Annotated in this window: 15 protein-coding genes, 1 tRNA gene and 2 pseudogenes; 7 read left to right on the top strand and 11 right to left on the bottom strand. The window is 65.8% G+C overall.

All coding sequences use genetic code 11. The features are described 5' to 3' along the window. Positions 1–33 precede the first annotated feature (33 nt). Positions 34–1406 (bottom strand): annotated as a pseudogene (locus ACVWW3_RS31690) (cytochrome P450). Positions 1407–1440: 34 nt separating this feature from the next. Further along, entirely contained in the window at positions 1441–2808 is a 1368-nt protein-coding gene (locus ACVWW3_RS31685; RefSeq protein ID WP_456672255.1) for a hydrolase, read from the bottom strand. A gap of 137 nt (positions 2809–2945) precedes the next feature. On the opposite strand from ACVWW3_RS31685, the gene ACVWW3_RS31680 reads away from it, so the two are divergent. Next, positions 2946–4634 (top strand): MFS transporter, encoded by a 1689-nt coding sequence (locus tag ACVWW3_RS31680; protein WP_456647577.1) that lies wholly within the window; start codon positions 2946–2948, stop codon positions 4632–4634. Between the two features lie 25 nt (positions 4635–4659). Here ACVWW3_RS31680 and ACVWW3_RS31675 read toward each other — a convergent pair whose 3' ends face one another. Both ACVWW3_RS31675 and ACVWW3_RS31670 read right to left on the bottom strand, forming a co-directional pair. Then, the gene (locus ACVWW3_RS31675) at positions 4660–4875 is read right to left on the bottom strand and encodes a hypothetical protein (RefSeq protein WP_354106548.1); all 216 of its coding nucleotides are present in this window, start codon (positions 4873–4875) and stop codon (positions 4660–4662) included. Between the two features lie 181 nt (positions 4876–5056). Next, positions 5057–5368, bottom strand: coding sequence for a hypothetical protein (locus tag ACVWW3_RS31670; protein WP_456647578.1), 312 nt, complete (start codon positions 5366–5368; stop codon positions 5057–5059). A gap of 252 nt (positions 5369–5620) precedes the next feature. Between ACVWW3_RS31670 and ACVWW3_RS31665 the strand changes: the two genes are divergently transcribed. Further along, entirely contained in the window at positions 5621–6664 is a 1044-nt protein-coding gene (locus ACVWW3_RS31665) for a polysaccharide deacetylase family protein (protein WP_456647579.1), read from the top strand. A 77-nt stretch (positions 6665–6741) separates the two neighbouring features. Here ACVWW3_RS31665 and ACVWW3_RS31660 read toward each other — a convergent pair. Next, positions 6742–7117, bottom strand: a pseudogene (locus tag ACVWW3_RS31660) (hypothetical protein). Positions 7118–7192: 75 nt separating this feature from the next. Here ACVWW3_RS31660 and ACVWW3_RS31655 point away from each other — a divergent pair. After that, positions 7193–7345, top strand: a complete 153-nt coding sequence (locus tag ACVWW3_RS31655) for a hypothetical protein (RefSeq protein WP_456649836.1) — start codon at positions 7193–7195, stop codon at positions 7343–7345. Between the two features lie 56 nt (positions 7346–7401). Here the strand turns inward: ACVWW3_RS31655 and ACVWW3_RS31650 are convergent. The 4 genes from ACVWW3_RS31650 to ACVWW3_RS31635 form a co-directional block, all read right to left on the bottom strand. Beyond that, a tRNA-Thr gene (locus ACVWW3_RS31650) sits at positions 7402–7477 on the bottom strand. Positions 7478–7576: 99 nt separating this feature from the next. Continuing rightward, complete coding sequence (locus ACVWW3_RS31645; RefSeq protein WP_456647580.1) at positions 7577–9325, bottom strand: heme biosynthesis HemY N-terminal domain-containing protein; 1749 nt, start codon at positions 9323–9325, stop codon at positions 7577–7579. Positions 9326–9361: 36 nt separating this feature from the next. Continuing rightward, positions 9362–10630, bottom strand: a complete 1269-nt coding sequence (locus ACVWW3_RS31640) for a COG4223 family protein (protein ID WP_456647581.1) — start codon at positions 10628–10630, stop codon at positions 9362–9364. A 65-nt stretch (positions 10631–10695) separates the two neighbouring features. Then, the gene (locus ACVWW3_RS31635; protein WP_456647582.1) at positions 10696–11442 is read right to left on the bottom strand and encodes a uroporphyrinogen-III synthase; all 747 of its coding nucleotides are present in this window, start codon (positions 11440–11442) and stop codon (positions 10696–10698) included. A gap of 158 nt (positions 11443–11600) precedes the next feature. Here ACVWW3_RS31635 and tsaD point away from each other — a divergent pair, with 158 nt between their 5' ends. The 3 genes from tsaD (at position 11601) to ACVWW3_RS31620 (ending at position 14181) form a co-directional block, all read left to right on the top strand. Beyond that, positions 11601–12674: a tRNA (adenosine(37)-N6)-threonylcarbamoyltransferase complex transferase subunit TsaD gene (gene tsaD / locus ACVWW3_RS31630; protein WP_456672254.1), complete on the top strand. Its 1074-nt coding sequence runs from the start codon at positions 11601–11603 to the stop codon at positions 12672–12674. 3 nt (positions 12675–12677) lie between these two features. Continuing rightward, positions 12678–13658: an NAD(P)H-dependent glycerol-3-phosphate dehydrogenase gene (locus ACVWW3_RS31625; RefSeq protein WP_456647583.1), complete on the top strand. Its 981-nt coding sequence runs from the start codon at positions 12678–12680 to the stop codon at positions 13656–13658. A 109-nt stretch (positions 13659–13767) separates the two neighbouring features. After that, on the top strand, positions 13768–14181 hold the full coding sequence (locus ACVWW3_RS31620; RefSeq protein ID WP_247444168.1) for an EVE domain-containing protein: 414 nt from the start codon (positions 13768–13770) through the stop codon (positions 14179–14181). A gap of 55 nt (positions 14182–14236) precedes the next feature. On the opposite strand, the gene ACVWW3_RS31615 is transcribed toward ACVWW3_RS31620, so the two are convergent. Further along, positions 14237–15331, bottom strand: a complete 1095-nt coding sequence (locus tag ACVWW3_RS31615) for an adenylate/guanylate cyclase domain-containing protein (RefSeq protein WP_456649711.1) — start codon at positions 15329–15331, stop codon at positions 14237–14239. A 102-nt stretch (positions 15332–15433) separates the two neighbouring features. Here ACVWW3_RS31615 and ACVWW3_RS31610 point away from each other — a divergent pair, with 102 nt between their 5' ends. Continuing rightward, on the top strand, positions 15434–15889 hold the full coding sequence (locus tag ACVWW3_RS31610; RefSeq protein WP_456647584.1) for an SRPBCC family protein: 456 nt from the start codon (positions 15434–15436) through the stop codon (positions 15887–15889). 13 nt (positions 15890–15902) lie between these two features. Here ACVWW3_RS31610 and ACVWW3_RS31605 read toward each other — a convergent pair whose 3' ends face one another. Beyond that, positions 15903–17072, bottom strand: a complete 1170-nt coding sequence (locus ACVWW3_RS31605) for a DNA topoisomerase IB (RefSeq protein WP_456672253.1) — start codon at positions 17070–17072, stop codon at positions 15903–15905. Positions 17073–17432 lie beyond the last annotated feature (360 nt).

Raw genomic sequence — 17432 nt, 5'->3', positions numbered from 1 at the left:
GTTGGATCACTCCATCGGCGAGGCAAGCGCCTCTCACCGACGCGTAATGCGGAACAGGGGTGAACGGTCCGGCTGGGTCGTGACGACGCCGAGCGGGATCACGGGATTTGCGGTATCGGCAAGCTCGACACGGAACGCGCCGATCAGCCGGCCCAGCGCCAGCACGGATTCGGCTTGCGCGAACGGAGCGCCGATGCAGACGCGCGGCCCCGCGCCGAACGGCAAATAAGCGAAGCGGTCGGGCGCTTCTTTCGCCATGAAGCGCTTGGGAATGAACGCATTCGGCTGATCCCACAGCTTCTCGTGCCGGTGCAGCAGCCACGGCGCGATCATGATGATGTCGCCCTTGCCGATCTCGACGCCCGGCCGCGTTGTCGTTCTCGCGCGCAGCTCGGGCGATCAGGAAGGCCGGCGGGTAAAGCCGCATGGTCTCCTCGATCACCGCGCGGGTGAACTTCTGGCGATCGATGTCGGCCATGCTGTCGAGGTGCTCGCCACGGGTCTCGGAGGCGACCTCCTCCTGTGTGTCCGGATCGAGCGCGAGCAAATAGAGCGCCCAGAACAGTGCCGTCGCCGTGGTTTCGTGACCCGCGAGGATCATGGTCGCGACTTCGTCGACAAGTTGCTCGTCGGAAAAGCCCTTGCCGGTTTCAGGATCGCGCGCCTCGTCCATGAGGTCGAACAGGTCGCGCGGCGGCGCGCCGTCCTTCTTGCCCATCTCACGCCGCTCGGCGATCAGCATTGCGACGAACTCGGTCCAGCGCTTGCGGAAACGGGCGCGCGCAAAATCCATCGGGCTCGGCCAGGACAGCGGCAGCACCATGTCGAGCAAGTACGGCCGCCCGAGCCGTGCTCCGTACTCCATGACGAAGTTGCGCAAGGTCGGGCCGTGCCGGTCCATGCCGAACGAGAACATGGTGCGTCCGGCGATCTCCAGCGTCATGCGCTGCATGATCTCGCGCAGATCGACCGGCTCGCTCGTGCGTGCATCCAGCTTCACAATAGTCTCGTCGAGCACCGCCGTCATGGGCGGGACGAGGTTTGCCGTCGCGCGCGGCGTGAACGCCGGCGCGAGGGTGCGGCGCTGATGCGTCCACGCATGGCCCTCGGCAATCAGAAGACCTTCGCCGAGCACGGGACGCAGCATGCGGATGCCCGCCGGGGTGCGCGAATAATTCTCGTAATTGCTGAGCAGAACGTGCCGGATCGCATCCGGCTGGTTCAGGATAAAACTGTTGCGGAAGAAGAAGCGGCCCTGGATGACGTCTTCCTCATAAGCGCGCTGTCCCCAGGTCGCGATCATGTTCCGCTTGATCACCGCAAGCCGGCCGAGGAACGACATATCGTCCGGCGCACGCGGCGGGGGTCGGAGGGACGATGGGCCGACGCACGCTGGCGATATTCATGGCTCTCTCCCGCGGAGGTGACGCAGGCAAATAGCTAGTAAGTCAGCTCGGCAATCGCAATCCTGTTCTCGGAGGCAGGCCAGGCGCGTGCCACAATTCGTTCTTCGTTGAATTGAGCCACGATGTTACGCCCGACGTCGCCGGCCGGAAGGCGCAGTGTTGCTGTCGAATCCGTGGGCACACCCGATTTGATGTCGGCCGGGCCCTTGCCGTCGAGCAGCACCACGTCGCGCGGCAAGCCGAAGTAACCGCGCGGACGCGACAGGATGACGACAGCCGCGGCGTCCTTGTCCGCGGGCCCGAGCGGACGCGCGGCGCGCAGATGCACAATTTCTGACGAGCGGGGGAAGGGTGAGCGGTAGATGTGCGTTGTCGGCGCATCCGGCGATGTCAGGACGAACTCGAGCGACCAGGAAGGCTCGACCTGCGCCGCGCCCCAGCGGCCGTCGGCACCGGTCTTCGCGCTGTGCACGGCATTGCCCTTGCGCTCACCGGTTTCAGGATCGACGCGAAAGACATCGACGGTTCCGCCCGCCACCGGCCGATTGGTCGGCGCGCCGCCCGGCGTGCCCGTCACCAGTCCGCCCAGCTTCACGCTCTGCTCCGGCACGATCGCGATGCGCGCGGGCTCACGTCCCGCGATAAATTTGTAGATCTCGCGGAAGGCTCGAGGGTGAAACGCCACCTCGCGATGATCAAGCGCGCCGAGCACGAGATTGGTGGCCCCCTTCAACTCTGGACCTTCAACGGTGACGCCAGTTGGCGTGCCCGGCTTGCCGATGAAGCGGCCATCGGCCTGCGCGTATTTGTCCATGCCGTCGCTGCGCAATGTGAGAAAGGCAACACCCGGCGTCACCTCGCTCTCGCCATCGTTCAGGCCGCGCAGGAATGCGCCGCGGCCGTTGAACTCGCTGTTGAGCTGGTCGTCGGTCGCGAACACGCCGTGATTGGGCGTGCCGCACAGCACGGCATGGCTGACATCGCCGGCACCGCCGTTCTTGATCACGTTACGGATCGCATAGCCGCCGCGCGAGCTGCCGACCAGCGCCACGCGGGATGCGCCGGTCCGACGCTTCAATTCGGCGATGGCGGCGGCGAGTTCGCGGCGCTGGTCCTCGGTCGAGGAGCGGCCGGCTTGCTCGACCTTGTCGTCGCTTCGTGCATTGGGATCGGTGAAATTGATCGCCTGCATGCGGTCCCGCGCGATGCCGTTGGATTCCATCCGCCACATCGTGGTCATCCAGAGCGCGTCGTATTCGCCATTGCCATGGACGAACAGGATCGGCGGCACCTCGCTCGGCGCGGCGGGGGCGGTTTGGGCCAACGCGCCCGCCCGCAAGCTCGCAATTGCGAACGGCAGGCTGCCCGCACCTTGCAAGATCATCCGTCGCGACAGCTCCATGTGTTCCTCCCCGGCAAAACCATCTCTTTGCACCGCTTATACCGGCCTAACCACTGGACAGCGAAGGACTTTCGCGGGCATCACTGAACATACCGGAATCGCTGAAGCCACTTCTGCCAGACCTCCTGGAAGGGGATATGACCGAGCAGACGAACCGTCAGAGAATTCACGCCGACGGCATCACCGCGCCGCTGCGTTACACCGTGTTCCGGCGCATCTGGCTCGCCAGCCTGCTCTCCAATCTCGGCCTGCTGATCCAGGGCGTGGGCGCCGCCTGGGCAATGACGCAGATGGCGGCCTCGGCGGACAAGGTGGCGCTGGTGCAGACCGCGCTGATGCTGCCGATCATGCTGATCTCGATGCCGGCGGGCGCCATCGCCGACATGTATGACCGCCGTATCGTCACCCTGATCGCGCTCGTGATCGCGCTGACTGGCGCGACCGCGCTCACGATCCTGGCCGGGTTCAATCTCATCTCCCCGGAAACGCTGCTCGCTTTCTGCTTCGTGGTCGGCAGCGGCAACGCGCTGTTCGGTCCGGCCTGGCAGTCCTCGGTCAGCGAGCAGGTGCCGCCCGATGCACTACCTTCGGCCGTGGCGCTGAACGGCATCAGCTACAACATCGCGCGCAGCTTCGGCCCTGCGGTTGGCGGCGTCATCGTCGCCGCGCTCGGCTCGGTGGCGGCGTTTGCGTGTAACGCGATCCTCTATCTGCCGCTGCTGGTGGTGCTGCTGCTCTGGCGACGCAACAACGAGCCCTCGCGTCTTCCGCGGGAGAAGCTCAACCGCGCCATGGTGTCGGGCTTCCGCTACATCACCAATTCGCCGCCGATCAAGATCGTGCTGTTGCGCACGCTGGTGATGGGCCTGATTGGCGGCGCCATCATGGCGCTGATGCCGCTGGTCGCGCGCGACCTGCTGCACGGCGGCGCGCAGACCTACGGCATCATGCTGGGCGCCTTCGGCATGGGCGCAGTGATCGGAGCGCTCAACATCCACGAATTGCGCAAGCGCATGAGCGGCGAAGCCGCGATCCGCGCCTGCACCATCTCGATGGCGTTTGCGATGGCGGCGCTCGCGATCAGCACCGAGCCGGTGCTGACGGCGGCTGCGCTGGTGCTCGCAGGCGCAGTCTGGATGGCCGCCGTCGCGCTGTTCAATATCGGCGTGCAGCTCTCGGCGCCGCGCTGGGTCGCCGGCCGCTCGCTCGCGGCGTTCCAGGCCTCGATTTCCGGCGGCATCGCGATCGGTGCCTGGGGCTGGGGCCATCTCACCGACTATGCCGGTGTCGAGGTTGCGCTGCTGACGGCCGCCGGCCTGATGCTGATCTCGCCGGTGCTCGGGATCTGGCTCACGATGCCGCGCGTCGGTGCCCGCAACGAAGACGCCGATGTGCTGGCCGATCCGGAAGTCAAACTGTCGCTCACCGCGCGCAGCGGGCCGCTGGTGGTCGAGATCGAATACCGCGTCTCGCAAGAGAACGCGCGCGCTTTTCACAACGTGATGCAGGACGTGCAGCTCTCCAGGCAGCGCAACGGCGCCTATGGCTGGTCGATCGCGCGCGACATCGCCGATCCCGAATTGTGGACCGAGCGTTATCACTGTCCGACCTGGCTCGACTATCTGCGCCAGCGCAACCGCTCGACCCAGTCCGAACGCGCGCTGCATCAGGAGGCGATCGCCTTCCATATCGGGCCCGATCCGGTGCGGATCCGCCGCATGCTGGAGCGCCCGTTCGGCTCGGTGCGCTGGAAAGAAGACACGCCGGATCGCGCCGGCACAGAGGTGCTACCGGTGGTCGCGACCGCGGCGGGCAGCAGCACGTAGGTTTTTCGCAATCCGACTCCGCGTCCTACTGCCCGTGGTCCGTCAGCACCTTCTCGCAGCCTTTGCCGAGTCGGGTACGGTTCTGCTTCAAGCAAGCGAGCACGGCGCCATCGCCGTTGTTCATCACCGGACGGCAGAAGCGCGTGACGTCGCGTGCGCAGGCGTCGTGTCCGGGCTGCTGTTGCGCGGACGCGCCCGATGCGCACACAATCAAACAAACAATGAAAAGAAATCTGGTCATCGCGCAATGCCTCTTACCCGGAAGAACGTGCGGGCGAAGCTAGTGCGACGATCTCCTGGTCGCAACGGCTTTATTCGCAGACTGTATGCGCCGCCGCCTGGCTCCGGCTTGACGCCGGGGCACATCGCGAGGGGAGCTAACCGACGCAACGATCGTTATCGTTGCTGTTACTGACCGTCTCTTACTGACCGTCCTGGGCGTCAGCGACCTTGCGTGACGCGCCACCCTTGGCGAGATCCTTGTCCATCACCGCGCGGCAACCGACGCTCAGATCCGAACGATGCTTCATCATGCACGCCGTGATCTTCGGGATGTTGGGGATTTCCGACGAGCACAGGCGGAAGGCGTCTCCGGTGCACTGCTGCTGCGCTTCGGACGAGAAGGCGAAGCTCGAGCCGGTTGAGGCGATCGAGACGATTGCGGCAAAGCCCAGAGCCAGGCTGGTGTCGCGGATCTTGCTACTCAAGGACTTGGTGTTCAGCGAGTTGGTCATTTGAAGCTCCCACTGGCACCGCGGAAGCGGGCCCATTGTTGATGGGAACGACGATGCTCCAGCAAAACAGTTTCGACTGTGATGACGGTCACGGGCGGCCCCCGCTCTGTGACATCGGTCACTTTGGCGCACCCCGCTGAAATTCCTTCTGATCCGCTGTCGTGTTGGTGTCACGTTAACCGATCCTTCGCATTAATGGATCGGCGAGCGGGAAATTCCGCAGGTTTGGTTGCGTAATTGGAAAGAGTAGCGATGCGTAATGCGTTGGGCCTGATGCTGGCCAGTGTAGTTGCAGCGGTCGTGATTGCCGCCGGCGGTTGGTTTTATTATTCCTCGCGCGCCGATCAGGCCGCTCCCAAGACAATTGCAGCCCGTGCCGCCGATCAACTGCCGGCACCGGCAAAGCTCGCCGCCAGGGATGACGTCGAGACCACTGCTGCGATCGCCGGCAAGCCGGCGGTACCCGCTCCGGCGCCAGCCCCGGCCATGCCGGTGCAGCAGAAATCGACCTGCGCAAATCCGAATGCACTGGGCGTGTCCCGCGTGGTCGAGATCGACACCACCGGCGGTCCCGGCTTCGGCTTCGAAACCTTCAAGCAGTTCGACTTCCTCACCGACAAGGAGGTCGTGCTGACCTTCGACGACAGTCCCTGGCCGGTCAACACGCCCGCGGTGCTGAAGGCGCTTGCGGATGAATGCACCAAGGGCCTGTTCTTCTCGGTCGGCAAGCACGCGACCTACCATCCGGAAATCCTGCGCCAGGTGCTGGCCCAGGGCCACACGGTCGGCACACACACCTGGTCGCACCTCAATCTCAACAGCAAGAAGTTGACGGAGCAGCAGGCCAAGGACGAGATCGAGAAGGGGTTCAGCGCGGTGAAGCTCGCGCTCGGCACCAACCCTGCGCCGTTCTTCCGCTTCCCGCAGCTTCAGCATAATCCGGCAATGGTGAGCTATCTCGGCACCCGCAACGTCGCGATGTGGTCGACAGATCTCGATTCTTTTGACTTCAGGAAGGGCGCTACCCCCGAGAAGATCGTCGAGACGGTGATGACCAAGCTCGACAAGCTCGGCAAGGGCATCGTCCTGATGCACGACTTTCAGAAGCACACCGGCGAGGCACTGCCGACGCTGCTCGCACGGCTCAAGGCCGGCGGCTACAAAATCGTGCAGATCAAGGCGAAGACCACCTTCCAGACGCTGCCGGAGTACGACGAGGCGCTGCTGAAGGACCTGAAGGTACCGACCTCGAGCGCGCGTCCGATCGGAAACGTGGTGCAGACGGTTTCGCAGTAACGCGCCCGATCAGATCAAAAACTCTTGCGTCATGGCCGGGCTAGTCCCGGCCATATGCTTTTGGGACCAAAGACACCTTACCAATAGATGCCGTGGCGATGCAGCTCGCCGATGATGCGACCTTCGGTCCAGCTGCGGTTGTGCTTCGGCTTGTCCGCCTTCGCGGTGGACTTCGCGGCGGGGTTGGGCCGTAGCGGGCGCTGAGGTCGTCGTGGTCGGCGCGGTCGCAGCAGGGGCCGTGAGCGAAATCGCGGGCGGGCGATCGAGATATTTCGGAGCTTCGGCGGCTGGCGCTGCTTCGCTCACCTGCGTCGGCGCGCTCGTTGTCGCCGTGGTTTGCGGAGCCGAAGCCTGTTCGTTGGTCGAGGCCAGTGACAAGCCGCGCGGGCCGCCGGCCTGGGCAGATGCGGAGGCCAGCACCATGGCGGCGGCCACCAGAATGATCTTGCGCATATGAATTCTCCCCGTGTTTGGCGTGAGCCGGACACTACGGGAGCCGATCGCGAGGTTATGTGATCACGATCACTCATGCTGGCCGGCAAACTCGGCATCAAGGAGGTCGACGACGGCATTTGGCTCGTCAGCTTCATGCACTATGATTTGGGATATTTCGACCTGGAGCAGAAAACCCTGCAACCCCTCGACAACCCGTTCGGCACGAGGTTGTCACCCATGTCTTAGGTACAACCTGTTACCGATGTCTCCGGGCTGGACACGGGCTGGACAAACTGAGGCGCTGGTGCCGCAAGAGGGATTCGAACCCCCGACCCCGTCATTACGAATGACGTGCTCTACCAACTGAGCTATTGCGGCGAACCCTGCCGGAACACGGCAATGCCGGTCCCGATACGCGCGCTCGTGATATCGGGCATGGCCCGAATTGGCAAGGTGGAGCCGGCTTCGAAATGCCGCTCACCCGCCCCAGCGGGACCAGAATCCGCGCCAGCCGCCGGCCTGGACCTTGGCCGTGCCGATTTGTTCGGTAAATTCATCGCTCGGACCCTCGTCGTCGATCCCGGGATCATCCGGGGCGCGGATGATCGGGATGACGGCGGGAATAGGCGCTGGTGCCGGCTTGCCGAGGTCGGCGCGGGCCCGGAACACCGGCGTTGCTACCGCTGGCGATGATTCGGCGATCTCAGGGGCCGGCTTAACCGGCTCGGCGGACGTGGCGACCGGCTCCTCGTTGGCGGCCTCTGTGGCTTCGGGAGGCGAATTGTCCTGTGCGGCAGGCACCGGATCCGGCGCCGTTACCGGCGGTTCCGCCGGGCTTTCGCTCGGGGGCGCCGTCACCCGCTTCGGCGGCGGTGCCGCCAGCATGGCTTCCTCGAAGGCCGAGGATTCGATCGTGTCGCCCTTGCCGGAAGGAAGACTCGCGACCGGCGTCTGCCACTGGAACGCGTCAAGGCGGCCGGTGACCGGGGAAACCGGACGCCAGCGCTCGCTGACATAGCCGTCCGCGGTCCAGGCCGGATCGTGGCGGGCGCGCACCGCGCGCAAGGTCCAGGCGCGGGCCCGGCCGCCGTCACCGTGCTCGGTGCGCTCGATCTCGGCCATCAGCAGCGCCACGCGCTGGGTCGGATCGTTGACGTAAGGCGCCAGCACGTCGCGCGCACGGGCAAACTCGGACGCATCGATCGCGGCGCGCGCGATCGCGAGCTGGCCCTCGACATAACCAGCCTTGTCGGCAGGAATCTTGGCCGCAAGCGTCTCGACCCGCTGCAGGCGCTGCCGTGCGGAATCGCCGAGCTTCACATGCGCATAGGCATCCGCGAGGTCGGGATGCGGATTGGCCAGCCAGGCGGCTTCCACCAGCTTCATGGCGCGGCGCACTTGATGCGCCTCGCTCTCGAATTTTGCGGCAAGCACTGCGGCCGGGACCAGGGTCGGCGCGAGCTTGATCGCCTCCATCACGCTCTCGCGCGCGACGTCGCGGTCCATCGTTTCCAATTCCAGCGCGCGTGCGGCGAGCAGCACGCCGCGCTGGCGGCGATAGGACTGCTTGTCGATCAGGCCCGCGGACAGATTCGAATCGAGGATCGCGAGCGCGCCGCTCCAGTCACCGCGCGCGCAGCGGAAGCCGAGCACCGCATGCGAGGCCCAGGTCGAGGACGGCGACAGCTTGATCGCTTCCTCGGCGATCATCACCGCGCCGACCGCATCGTCGGCGCGCTGCGCCTCGATGAACAGGCCGCGCAAGCCGAGCAGGCGCGTGTCCTCGCGCTCGGCCATGGCACGGAAGACGCGCTGGGCTTCGTCGCGATTGCCTTCGAGCTGCGCGGATTGCGCATGCAAGAGAAGTGCGAGCGGGTCGTTCGCGGCCAGCCGCCGCGCCGTGTCGGCGTGGCGACGAGCAAGCGCGGTGTCGCCATGGCCGATCGCGAGCAGGCCGTGGGTGATGGCGTGACGGCCGCGGGCGTGACGCTTCTCGTGACGACGGCGGCGCAGACGCCCCGGCGCGCGCCAGATCATCGTCAGGAGACTCCAGACGAGCACGACTGCCGCGGCAAAGAGGCCGAGCAAGAACACGAACCTGGGCAACGTCGTTGTGGCGCGGAAAGCGCCTGCGGTCAGGACGAGATCGCCGGGCTGGTCGGCGACCCAGGCCGCGCCGGCCGCCGCCAGCGCGATCAGGACAAGGAAGAGGACGATGCGAAGCATGACGATCCCTATACGCGCCGATTATTGCGCGAACCTTTATTGACCAGGCTTGACGAGATCCGCCATGGCATCGTCGGCGAGTTTGCGGGACGCCGCGAGCGCGGCGTCGCGGGCATCGGCCTTGTCGAGCCAAGCCTGCGCCGGTGCGCGGTCGGCCTCCGGCAGCGTCTTCACCTCGCGCCGAGCTTCCACGAAATCGTTGCGAAGCGCTGCGGCCGTCACCCTCGAGACGATAGCGCCGCGATCGCTGCCGATTCCGTCGGTACGTTCGATGCGAACGAGTTTTGACGCCCCCGCCTGAAGGCGCTCGACGATGCCTGCGCTGCTGGCCGGGGTTTCCGGCGGCGGCGACAGTTTTGGCACGATGTTGAGGAGCTCGCGGCTCAGCGCGACCGGCGTCGGAATACCGGACGATGCAAAGGTGTCGAGCGGCTTCAGCATATCGGGCTTTGCCGCAAGCGACCGCGCCGCGGCGAGCTGCGATTCGTAAGCGTCGCCGTGGCGAACGGCGACGTCGAGCAGGGCCGCCGCGACCACATGGCGCAGCGGCTTGTCGTCCATCGTCCTCGCATCGGCAATCTTCTCGCCCTGCTGCGCGAGCTCGGCACGTTCGGTCTTGGTGGCACGCTCGAGCTGCGCGAGGCGGTCGTTGAGAGCGGCAAGATCGGGCGCGGCAGGTGGCGGCGCCGATTTCGCGTCGTTCAGGGCGCCCGCGGTCTTGTCGGACTGCGCGCGCAGATTGGCGATGTCGCTGCGCAGGCCGGTTGCGGATTTCTCCAGCGCATCGATCCGCGCCAGCATGGCCGGATCGGCGGCAGGCTTGCCCGCCTTGGCTTCGACCGCGGCAACGCGCCCGCTCAGCGCATCGACCGTTGCGCCTGTCACTTGCGGAGCGGCCGGCGGCGCCTGCACGGCAGGCCAGCCCAGCATCCAGCCGACGGCGATCACAATTGCGGCTGCGACCGCGCCGGAGAACGGAGCGATAATCCAAGGTGAAATCGATGGCGATACGGACGCGGACGCAACGGAAGACCGCTCCTCGGCAGGTTCGGGCTGCGGCTCGGCATTAGCTTCGTCGAACTTGGCCTCTTCGGGCTTGACCTCTTCAGACTTGGCCTGAGACCTGGCCTGAGACTTGGCCTGCTCCTGCGCGGCCTGTTCGGTCGCCGCAGCCTGCGGCTGGCCCGCCACCTCCTGCGGCTGGGTGGAGACTTCGGTTGCCTCGAGGTCGATGGTGGGCGGGGTGCGCTTGGCACGGCTGGACTCGGGAGCCAATCCTGCGTCTTCAGGCTTGTCGTCGGCCATCGTGACGGTTCCTCACACTTACATGCCCTAAACGAACCCGATTGCGTCGGATTCGGCCCGACCTCTTACGCCAAACGGGTGCGCAAAGCACGCTCCAAGGAGTCAAATAAGGCATTTTCGTCCGGCGTCGCGGCCACCAGAACCTGCGAGGCACCGGCCTCGCGCAGTATGCCTGCGACCGTCTCGGACAGGCAGCATTGCGGGATCGCCAGAGCCGAGATTTCGACACCTTCACCCCGCGCGGCCTCCAGGAAAGCCCGCGCGCTGCGCCGGGAGTAATGCAGCACCGCCTCGATCCCATGGGCGGCAAAGCCCTCACAGACATCGCGCGGCAACAGCTTGACCGGGACCATGCGATAGGTCGTCTGCGTGACGATGCTAAATCCTTCGGCGCCCAGCTCATCACTGAGGTCGCGCGACAGATCCGCGCCCGCGAGATAAAGCAGCGTGCTCTTTTTCTTCAGCCGCTTGTTGCGCGCGCTCTGCATCACCTTGTCGCGCAAGGCCGCGGCATCGCCGCCGGCGACCACCACCTCGGCAAAGCCGGCATCGCGCGCCGCGGCGGCGGTGTGCTCGCCGACCGCAAACAGCGGCAGCTCCAGGAGGCCAAGGTCCGGCAATTGCGGTGCGACGGCACGGATCGCATTGGCCGACGTGACGATGACGGCGCTGTAGCCCGTCTCACTCTCGTCATGAAAGGCGACCGGCTCGAACTTGAGCACCGGCGCAAGCAGCACCACATGACCCCGCGCGCGCAGATTTTCCGCTGTCGCCACATTGTCAGGATGCGGCCGTGTGACAAGAATGGACATCGCTTGGTTCCAGGCACGTGGCGGTGACGCATTCACGAGGAGAGCTGCGCGTGGCGATTGCGCAAGCCGACCCCGGAATGCTACCGGACGTACCAGAACTCTGCTTTGCGGATGAGCGCAAGGGGTGAGAAGGGCGCAGATTGGATACCAATTCGCCAATGCTGGTACTGGGCATAGAAACCACCTGCGACGAGACCGCCGCGGCCGTGATCGAGCGCACGCCTGACGGCAGCGGCAAGATCCTGTCCAATATCGTGCGGTCGCAGGTCGAGGAGCATGCCCGTTTCGGCGGCGTCGTGCCGGAGATCGCCGCACGCGCCCATGTCGACCTGCTCGACGGCATCATCGACCGCGCCATGCACGAGGCCAGCATCGACTTCGCCCAGCTCAACGGTGTCGCGGCCGCCGCGGGCCCTGGATTGATCGGCGGCGTTATCGTCGGTCTCACCACCGCGAAGGCGATCGCGATGGTGCACGACACGCCGCTGGTGGCGGTGAACCACCTCGAAGCGCATGCGCTGACGCCGCGCCTCACCGATGCACTCGAATTTCCCTATTGCCTGTTTCTCGCCTCGGGCGGCCATACCCAGATCGTTGCGGTCACCGGCGTTGGCGAGTATGTGCGGCTCGGCACCACCGTGGACGACGCGATCGGCGAGGCCTTCGACAAGGTCGCGAAGATGCTGGGCCTGCCCTATCCGGGCGGCCCGCAGGTCGAACGCGCGGCAACAGGCGGCGATCCGGGGCGATTTGCGTTTCCGCGGCCGATGCAGGGACGCCCCGACGCCAATTTCTCGTTGTCGGGATTGAAGACGGCGGTGCGGAACGAAGCGAGCCGGCTGACTGAGATCACGCCGCAGGACGTCAGCGATCTCTGCGCGAGTTTTCAGGCTGCCGTGCTCGACGCCACCGCGGACCGGTTGAGCGTCGGTCTCAAATTTTTCCGCGAGCAGTTCGGCGCGCCGCGTGCGCTGGTGGCGGCCGGGGGTGTCGCCGCCAACCAGGCGATCCGCGGCGCTCTCCATGACGTTGCGAGGAAAGCCGGAACGCAACTGATCATGCCACCGCCCGCACTCTGCACCGACAACGGCGCGATGATCGCCTGGGCCGGCGCCGAACGTCTCGCGCTCGGCATGACCGACACGATGGAAGCGCAGCCCCGCGCGCGCTGGTCGCTCGATGCGAACGCGACGGCACCGGCCGGGTACGGCAAAACGCGGGCGGGATACTAAGCAATGACAGCGTTCCGATCCGTCGCGGTGATCGGTGCAGGCGCCTGGGGCACGGCGCTCGCGACTGTGGCGGCGCGAGCCGGACGAAACGTGACGCTCTGGGCTCGCAACCCCGAGCATGCGACGCGAATCGCATCGACCCGCGACAATCCGCGGCTGCCCGGCGTGCCGATCGCGCGGGAGATCATCGTCACGAGCGATCTCACCATGGCGGCGCGCGCGGACATGCTGCTGATCGCAACGCCGGCGCAGCATCTGCGCGGCGCGGTCAACATGCTGGCGGCGCACCTCGCAAAGCCGGTGCCGATCGTCGCCTGCGCCAAGGGCATCGAGCACGGCACGCACAAATTCATGACCGACGTGATCGCGGAGGCCGCGCCTCATGCGCAGCCGGCGATCCTGTCGGGCCCAAGCTTTGCCGACGACGTCGCGCGTGGCCTGCCGACTGCGGTAACGCTGGCGGCGGTGGAAGAAGCGCTGGCCAGCAGCCTCGTGCAGGCGCTGGGCTCGGCAACCTTCCGGCCCTATCACACAACGGATGTCCGCGGCGTCGAGATCGGCGGCGCGGCCAAGAACGTGCTGGCGATTGCCGCCGGCATCGTGGTCGGCCGCAAGCTCGGCGCCTCCGCGCTCGCCGCACTGACCACGCGCGGCTTCAGCGAGCTGGCACGGCTCGGCCGCGCCTGTGGCGCGCGCACGGAAACGCTCTCCGGCCTCTCCGGTCTCGGCGACCTGCTCCTGAGCTGTTCGACCGCGCAATCGCGCAATTTCGCTCTCGGGATCGCGCTCGGTCGCGGAGAGGCGGCGCCGGCGGGCAAGCTTGCGGAAGGTGCATTCACTGCGCCGGTGCTGGTCGAGCTCGCGGCCGCGCGGCACGTCGACATGCCGGTCTCCCAGGCAGTGGCTGCCATCCTGGATGGCCGGTTGACGATTGACGCCGCGATCGAAGGGCTGCTGACAAGGCCGTTCAAGGCCGAGGAATGACGGCGGCCTCTACCGCGTCGCAGGTTGCACTTAACGACCTGTGCGCGCTGGTTTAGCCTAGCGGCGAACCGCAGGGATCCCGGTCCAACAACAATGAGGTGAGTTTGCGATGAACTACTGGCTGGTGAAATCCGAACCGTCGGTGTGGTCCTGGGACCAGCAGGTGGCGAAGGGCGCCAAGGGCGAAGCCTGGACCGGCGTGCGCAATTACACCGCGCGCATAAACCTCGTGAACATGAAGAAGGGCGACAAGGCGTTCTTCTATCATTCCAACGAGGGCAAGGAGATCGTCGGCATCGCGGAGATCATCAAGGAAGCCTATCCCGATCCGACCGACAAGACCGCAAAATTCGTCTGCGTCGACATCAAGGCCGACAAACCCTTGAAGACGCCGGTAACGATGGCCACGATCAAGGCCGAGAAGAAACTCGCCGACATGGCGCTGGTGAAGTATTCGCGCCTCTCGGTGCAGCCGGTGACGCCCGAGGAATGGAAGCTCGTCTGCAAGATGGGTGGGATGTAGTTGCTGCAATTGCAGGTGTGTAGTCCGATCCGGGATTCGCTTTGCTCCATCAGCGCTACGATATCCGAGCTTGCGTCTCCGGCAACGCAAACACCTCGCATGGCGCAGCGATGCCGCGTAGCGAATGCGGCCCGAGCGCGATCAGAGGCATGTCCGTCTCCGCGGCGAGCGCGCCGGACACCAGAACCGTCCTGCCGAGCGGCTTACACAATCCTTCGAGGCGGCTGGCGAGATTGACGGCGGGACCGATCGCCGTGAAATCGAGCCGGTTGGCGGCGCCGATATTGCGCCACAGCATCCCGCCGAGATGCAGCGCCGCGCCGAACGCGAGCGGCGGCAGACCTTGGGCACGGCGCTCCGCGTTGAGATACGCCATCCCGGCTTCGGCTGCGCTCGCGGCACGCAGAGCCGCATCGCACGCGTGGCGCGGAGACGCCTCGACCACCGGAAAGATCGCGAGCACACCGTCGCCGATGAATTTCAGCACCTCGCCGCCGAAGGCGTGAACCGCGCCGGCAATGCGATCGAACCAGGCATCGAGCGCCGCGATGACATCGGCAGGCGGCGTGGTTTCCGACAGGAGCGTGAAGTTGCGCAGATCGGCATAGAGCAGCGCGGCCTGTATGGTCTCGCCGAGATCGCGCCGCAGGGGTGACGCCAGTACCCGCTCCGCACTGCGCTTGCCGAGATAGGCATCCAACGTCGCGCGCAACGTTGCACGCACGGCAAGCACCGCAAGGGGCGTCGCAGCAAAGCGCGCAGCCTGGCGCAATTGCTCGATCTCGTCCGCGGTGAACGGACGCGGCCCGATCCAGCCGAGCAAAGGCCCATCGGGCGGTCCGACCGCGTCTTCGTGCACCTCACCGTCCGCGATGTCGCGCAGCCAGCGGCGGCCGGCATCGTTGGGCGTGTCGGGCGCGAGGCCGCCAGGTGCGAAGCCAAGCGCTTCGATCACCCGGCCGCTCTCCGCGCGCCACAACCAGGTCCGCTTCGCGATCAGCGGATGTGGCACCTCCAGCGTCAGGCTGCCCGCCGCGAGCGGCACGCCGTCGGCGACTAGATGTGCGCCGAGTTCCATGAGCAGGCGGTCGGCCCCGGCGCTATCGGCGGCGGCATCGACAAGCCAGGCGAGCGTCGGCGAGAGGTGCATGGTCCGATCATGACGAAGGCAGGCCGTCCTTTGTCACGGGCAATCCTTGACGGGCCGCGCGAGCGCCGCCATGTCCCAGTGTCAGCCCAGGGATGATAGCCGATGACCGAACCCTTCATAGTGCGACGCGAGACCCAGATCGCAGCCCCACGCGCCACCGTTTTCGCTTACCTGACCGACCCCGAGAAGATTTTGAGCTGGATGGGCTCCGACGCGACCACTGAGCCGCATCCCGGCGGGCTGTATCTGCTCAAAGGCATCGGCCCGCGCAGCGGCGTCGCCCGCGGCGCGTTCCGCGAAGTCGTGCCGGTGCATCGTCTCGCCTACACTTTTGGATGGGAGAGCGGCCAGGAAGTGCCGCCCGGCTCGAGCCTGATCGAGATCGACCTGATCGAACGCGACGGCGGCACGCTGCTGCGCATGACCCATAGCGGACTGCCGACCGAGGAACAGGCTGCCGCCCACGCGACGGGATGGACGCATTATCTGGAACGGCTCACGACCGCGGCCGCAGGCGGCGATCCCGGTCCCGACAGGGGTGTTTCCAATAAGGCGTAGCGACGGGAGAAGGTCAGACCGCCGCCGTCGCCACCACCTGCTGCAAAAGTTGCTCGCGCCTGGCCTGCGAGCGCTGGCCCTTCATGGTCGCGGCGAAGCGTTCGAGGATGCCGTCCTCGAACGCGGTGACGATGGTGTCGTGGACATAACTCTTGCGGCAGATCGCCGGCGTATTGGAGAGCTGGTCGGCGGCGGCGCGGATCGCTTCCAGCACCTGCTTCTTGCGGCCGTGCTGGCTGGTCGCCGGGGTGATCCGCGACAACGATTCCACGACGACGGCCGATGCCATCAGCGTGCGAAAATCCTTCAGCGAGATCTTGATGCCGGCGATCTCGCGCAGAAACGCGTTCACCTGCGTGGTGTTCACCGCACGCACGACGCCGTAGGCATCGCGATACTGGAACATGCGCTTGCCAGGAACGCCCTGCAAAATGCCGATGGCACGCACCAGCTTGGCCGCATCGCACTCTTTGCGCACCGCCTTGCCGCCCTTGGCCTTGAAGGTCAGCACCAAGCTGTCGTCTTCCAGCGAGACATTGGACTTCAGCAGCGTGGTGGCGCCACGGGTGCCGTTGAGGCGGGCATAGGATTCATTGCCGGGGCGGATCGCGGTGCGCGCAATCAGTTCGATCACGGCCGAGAGCGCGAACTCGCGCGTCGGCTCCTCGCCCGACAGGAACGCCGAAACCTTGCGCCGGATCTTTGGCAGCGCGCCGACGAGTTTCTCCAGCCGATGCGCCTTGCGTTGCTCGCGGACCTTCTCCCAATCGGCGTGATAGCGATATTGCAGCCGGCCCGCGGCATCGCGTCCCACCGCCTGGAGATGCGAGCTCGGATCGGCCGAGTAGCGCACCTCGCGATAGGCCGGCGGCACCGCCATGGAATGCAGCCGGCGGATGGTGCGGGCATCGCGGATATGCGCGCCATTGGGACGGACGAAGGAATAGCCCTTGCCGCGCTTGATGCGCCGGATCTTCAGCTCGTTCTGGTCGCCGAGCCGCAGGCCCAGTTCCTTGGCGAGCGCCTCGACCGTTGCAGCAGGCGCCGTGTCGAACGCTTTTTTCGGGCTAAGACGGGCGGAACCTGCCGGTTTCGGCCATTGTCCGAGTGCTTTGGCCAGCGCAACGGCTGCAGGATCGGCTGAAGCGGGCCGTATCGTCCCGAAATTCTGCTGATCCATCATAGTCTTAAGCCTTAGCCCTGTCTGTTATCGGTCAATGCCGCTGTTCTGATCTTTGTTCCAAGGGTCTCGTTGGACCCGGGTTAGCCACTTAGGGTGTTCCGAACGGCATTGCGAGTCCCGAATCAGTGAGGTGCGGTTTCTAAATACCTCTGGCGAATGCATGGGGCTCTGCGGCGGCCTGTTCCGAGGGTTTGGGCAAAGGCCCGAAAGCCGCCCCGGCCTGTTCCAGATCTGCGACAGTCCGGCCCGATGGCCTTGATCCTTCGCCTGGCCGGGCGCTCGCCGAAGGTCCAGCTTGTGCACCTTGTCGGGTCCGGTTAGCCCGACGCATAATCAGCTCAACGATCAAGCCGGCTCGCC

This window comes from Bradyrhizobium sp. LM2.9, from assembly GCF_054056555.1.
This window is presented reverse-complemented; position numbering and strand designations above follow the sequence as displayed.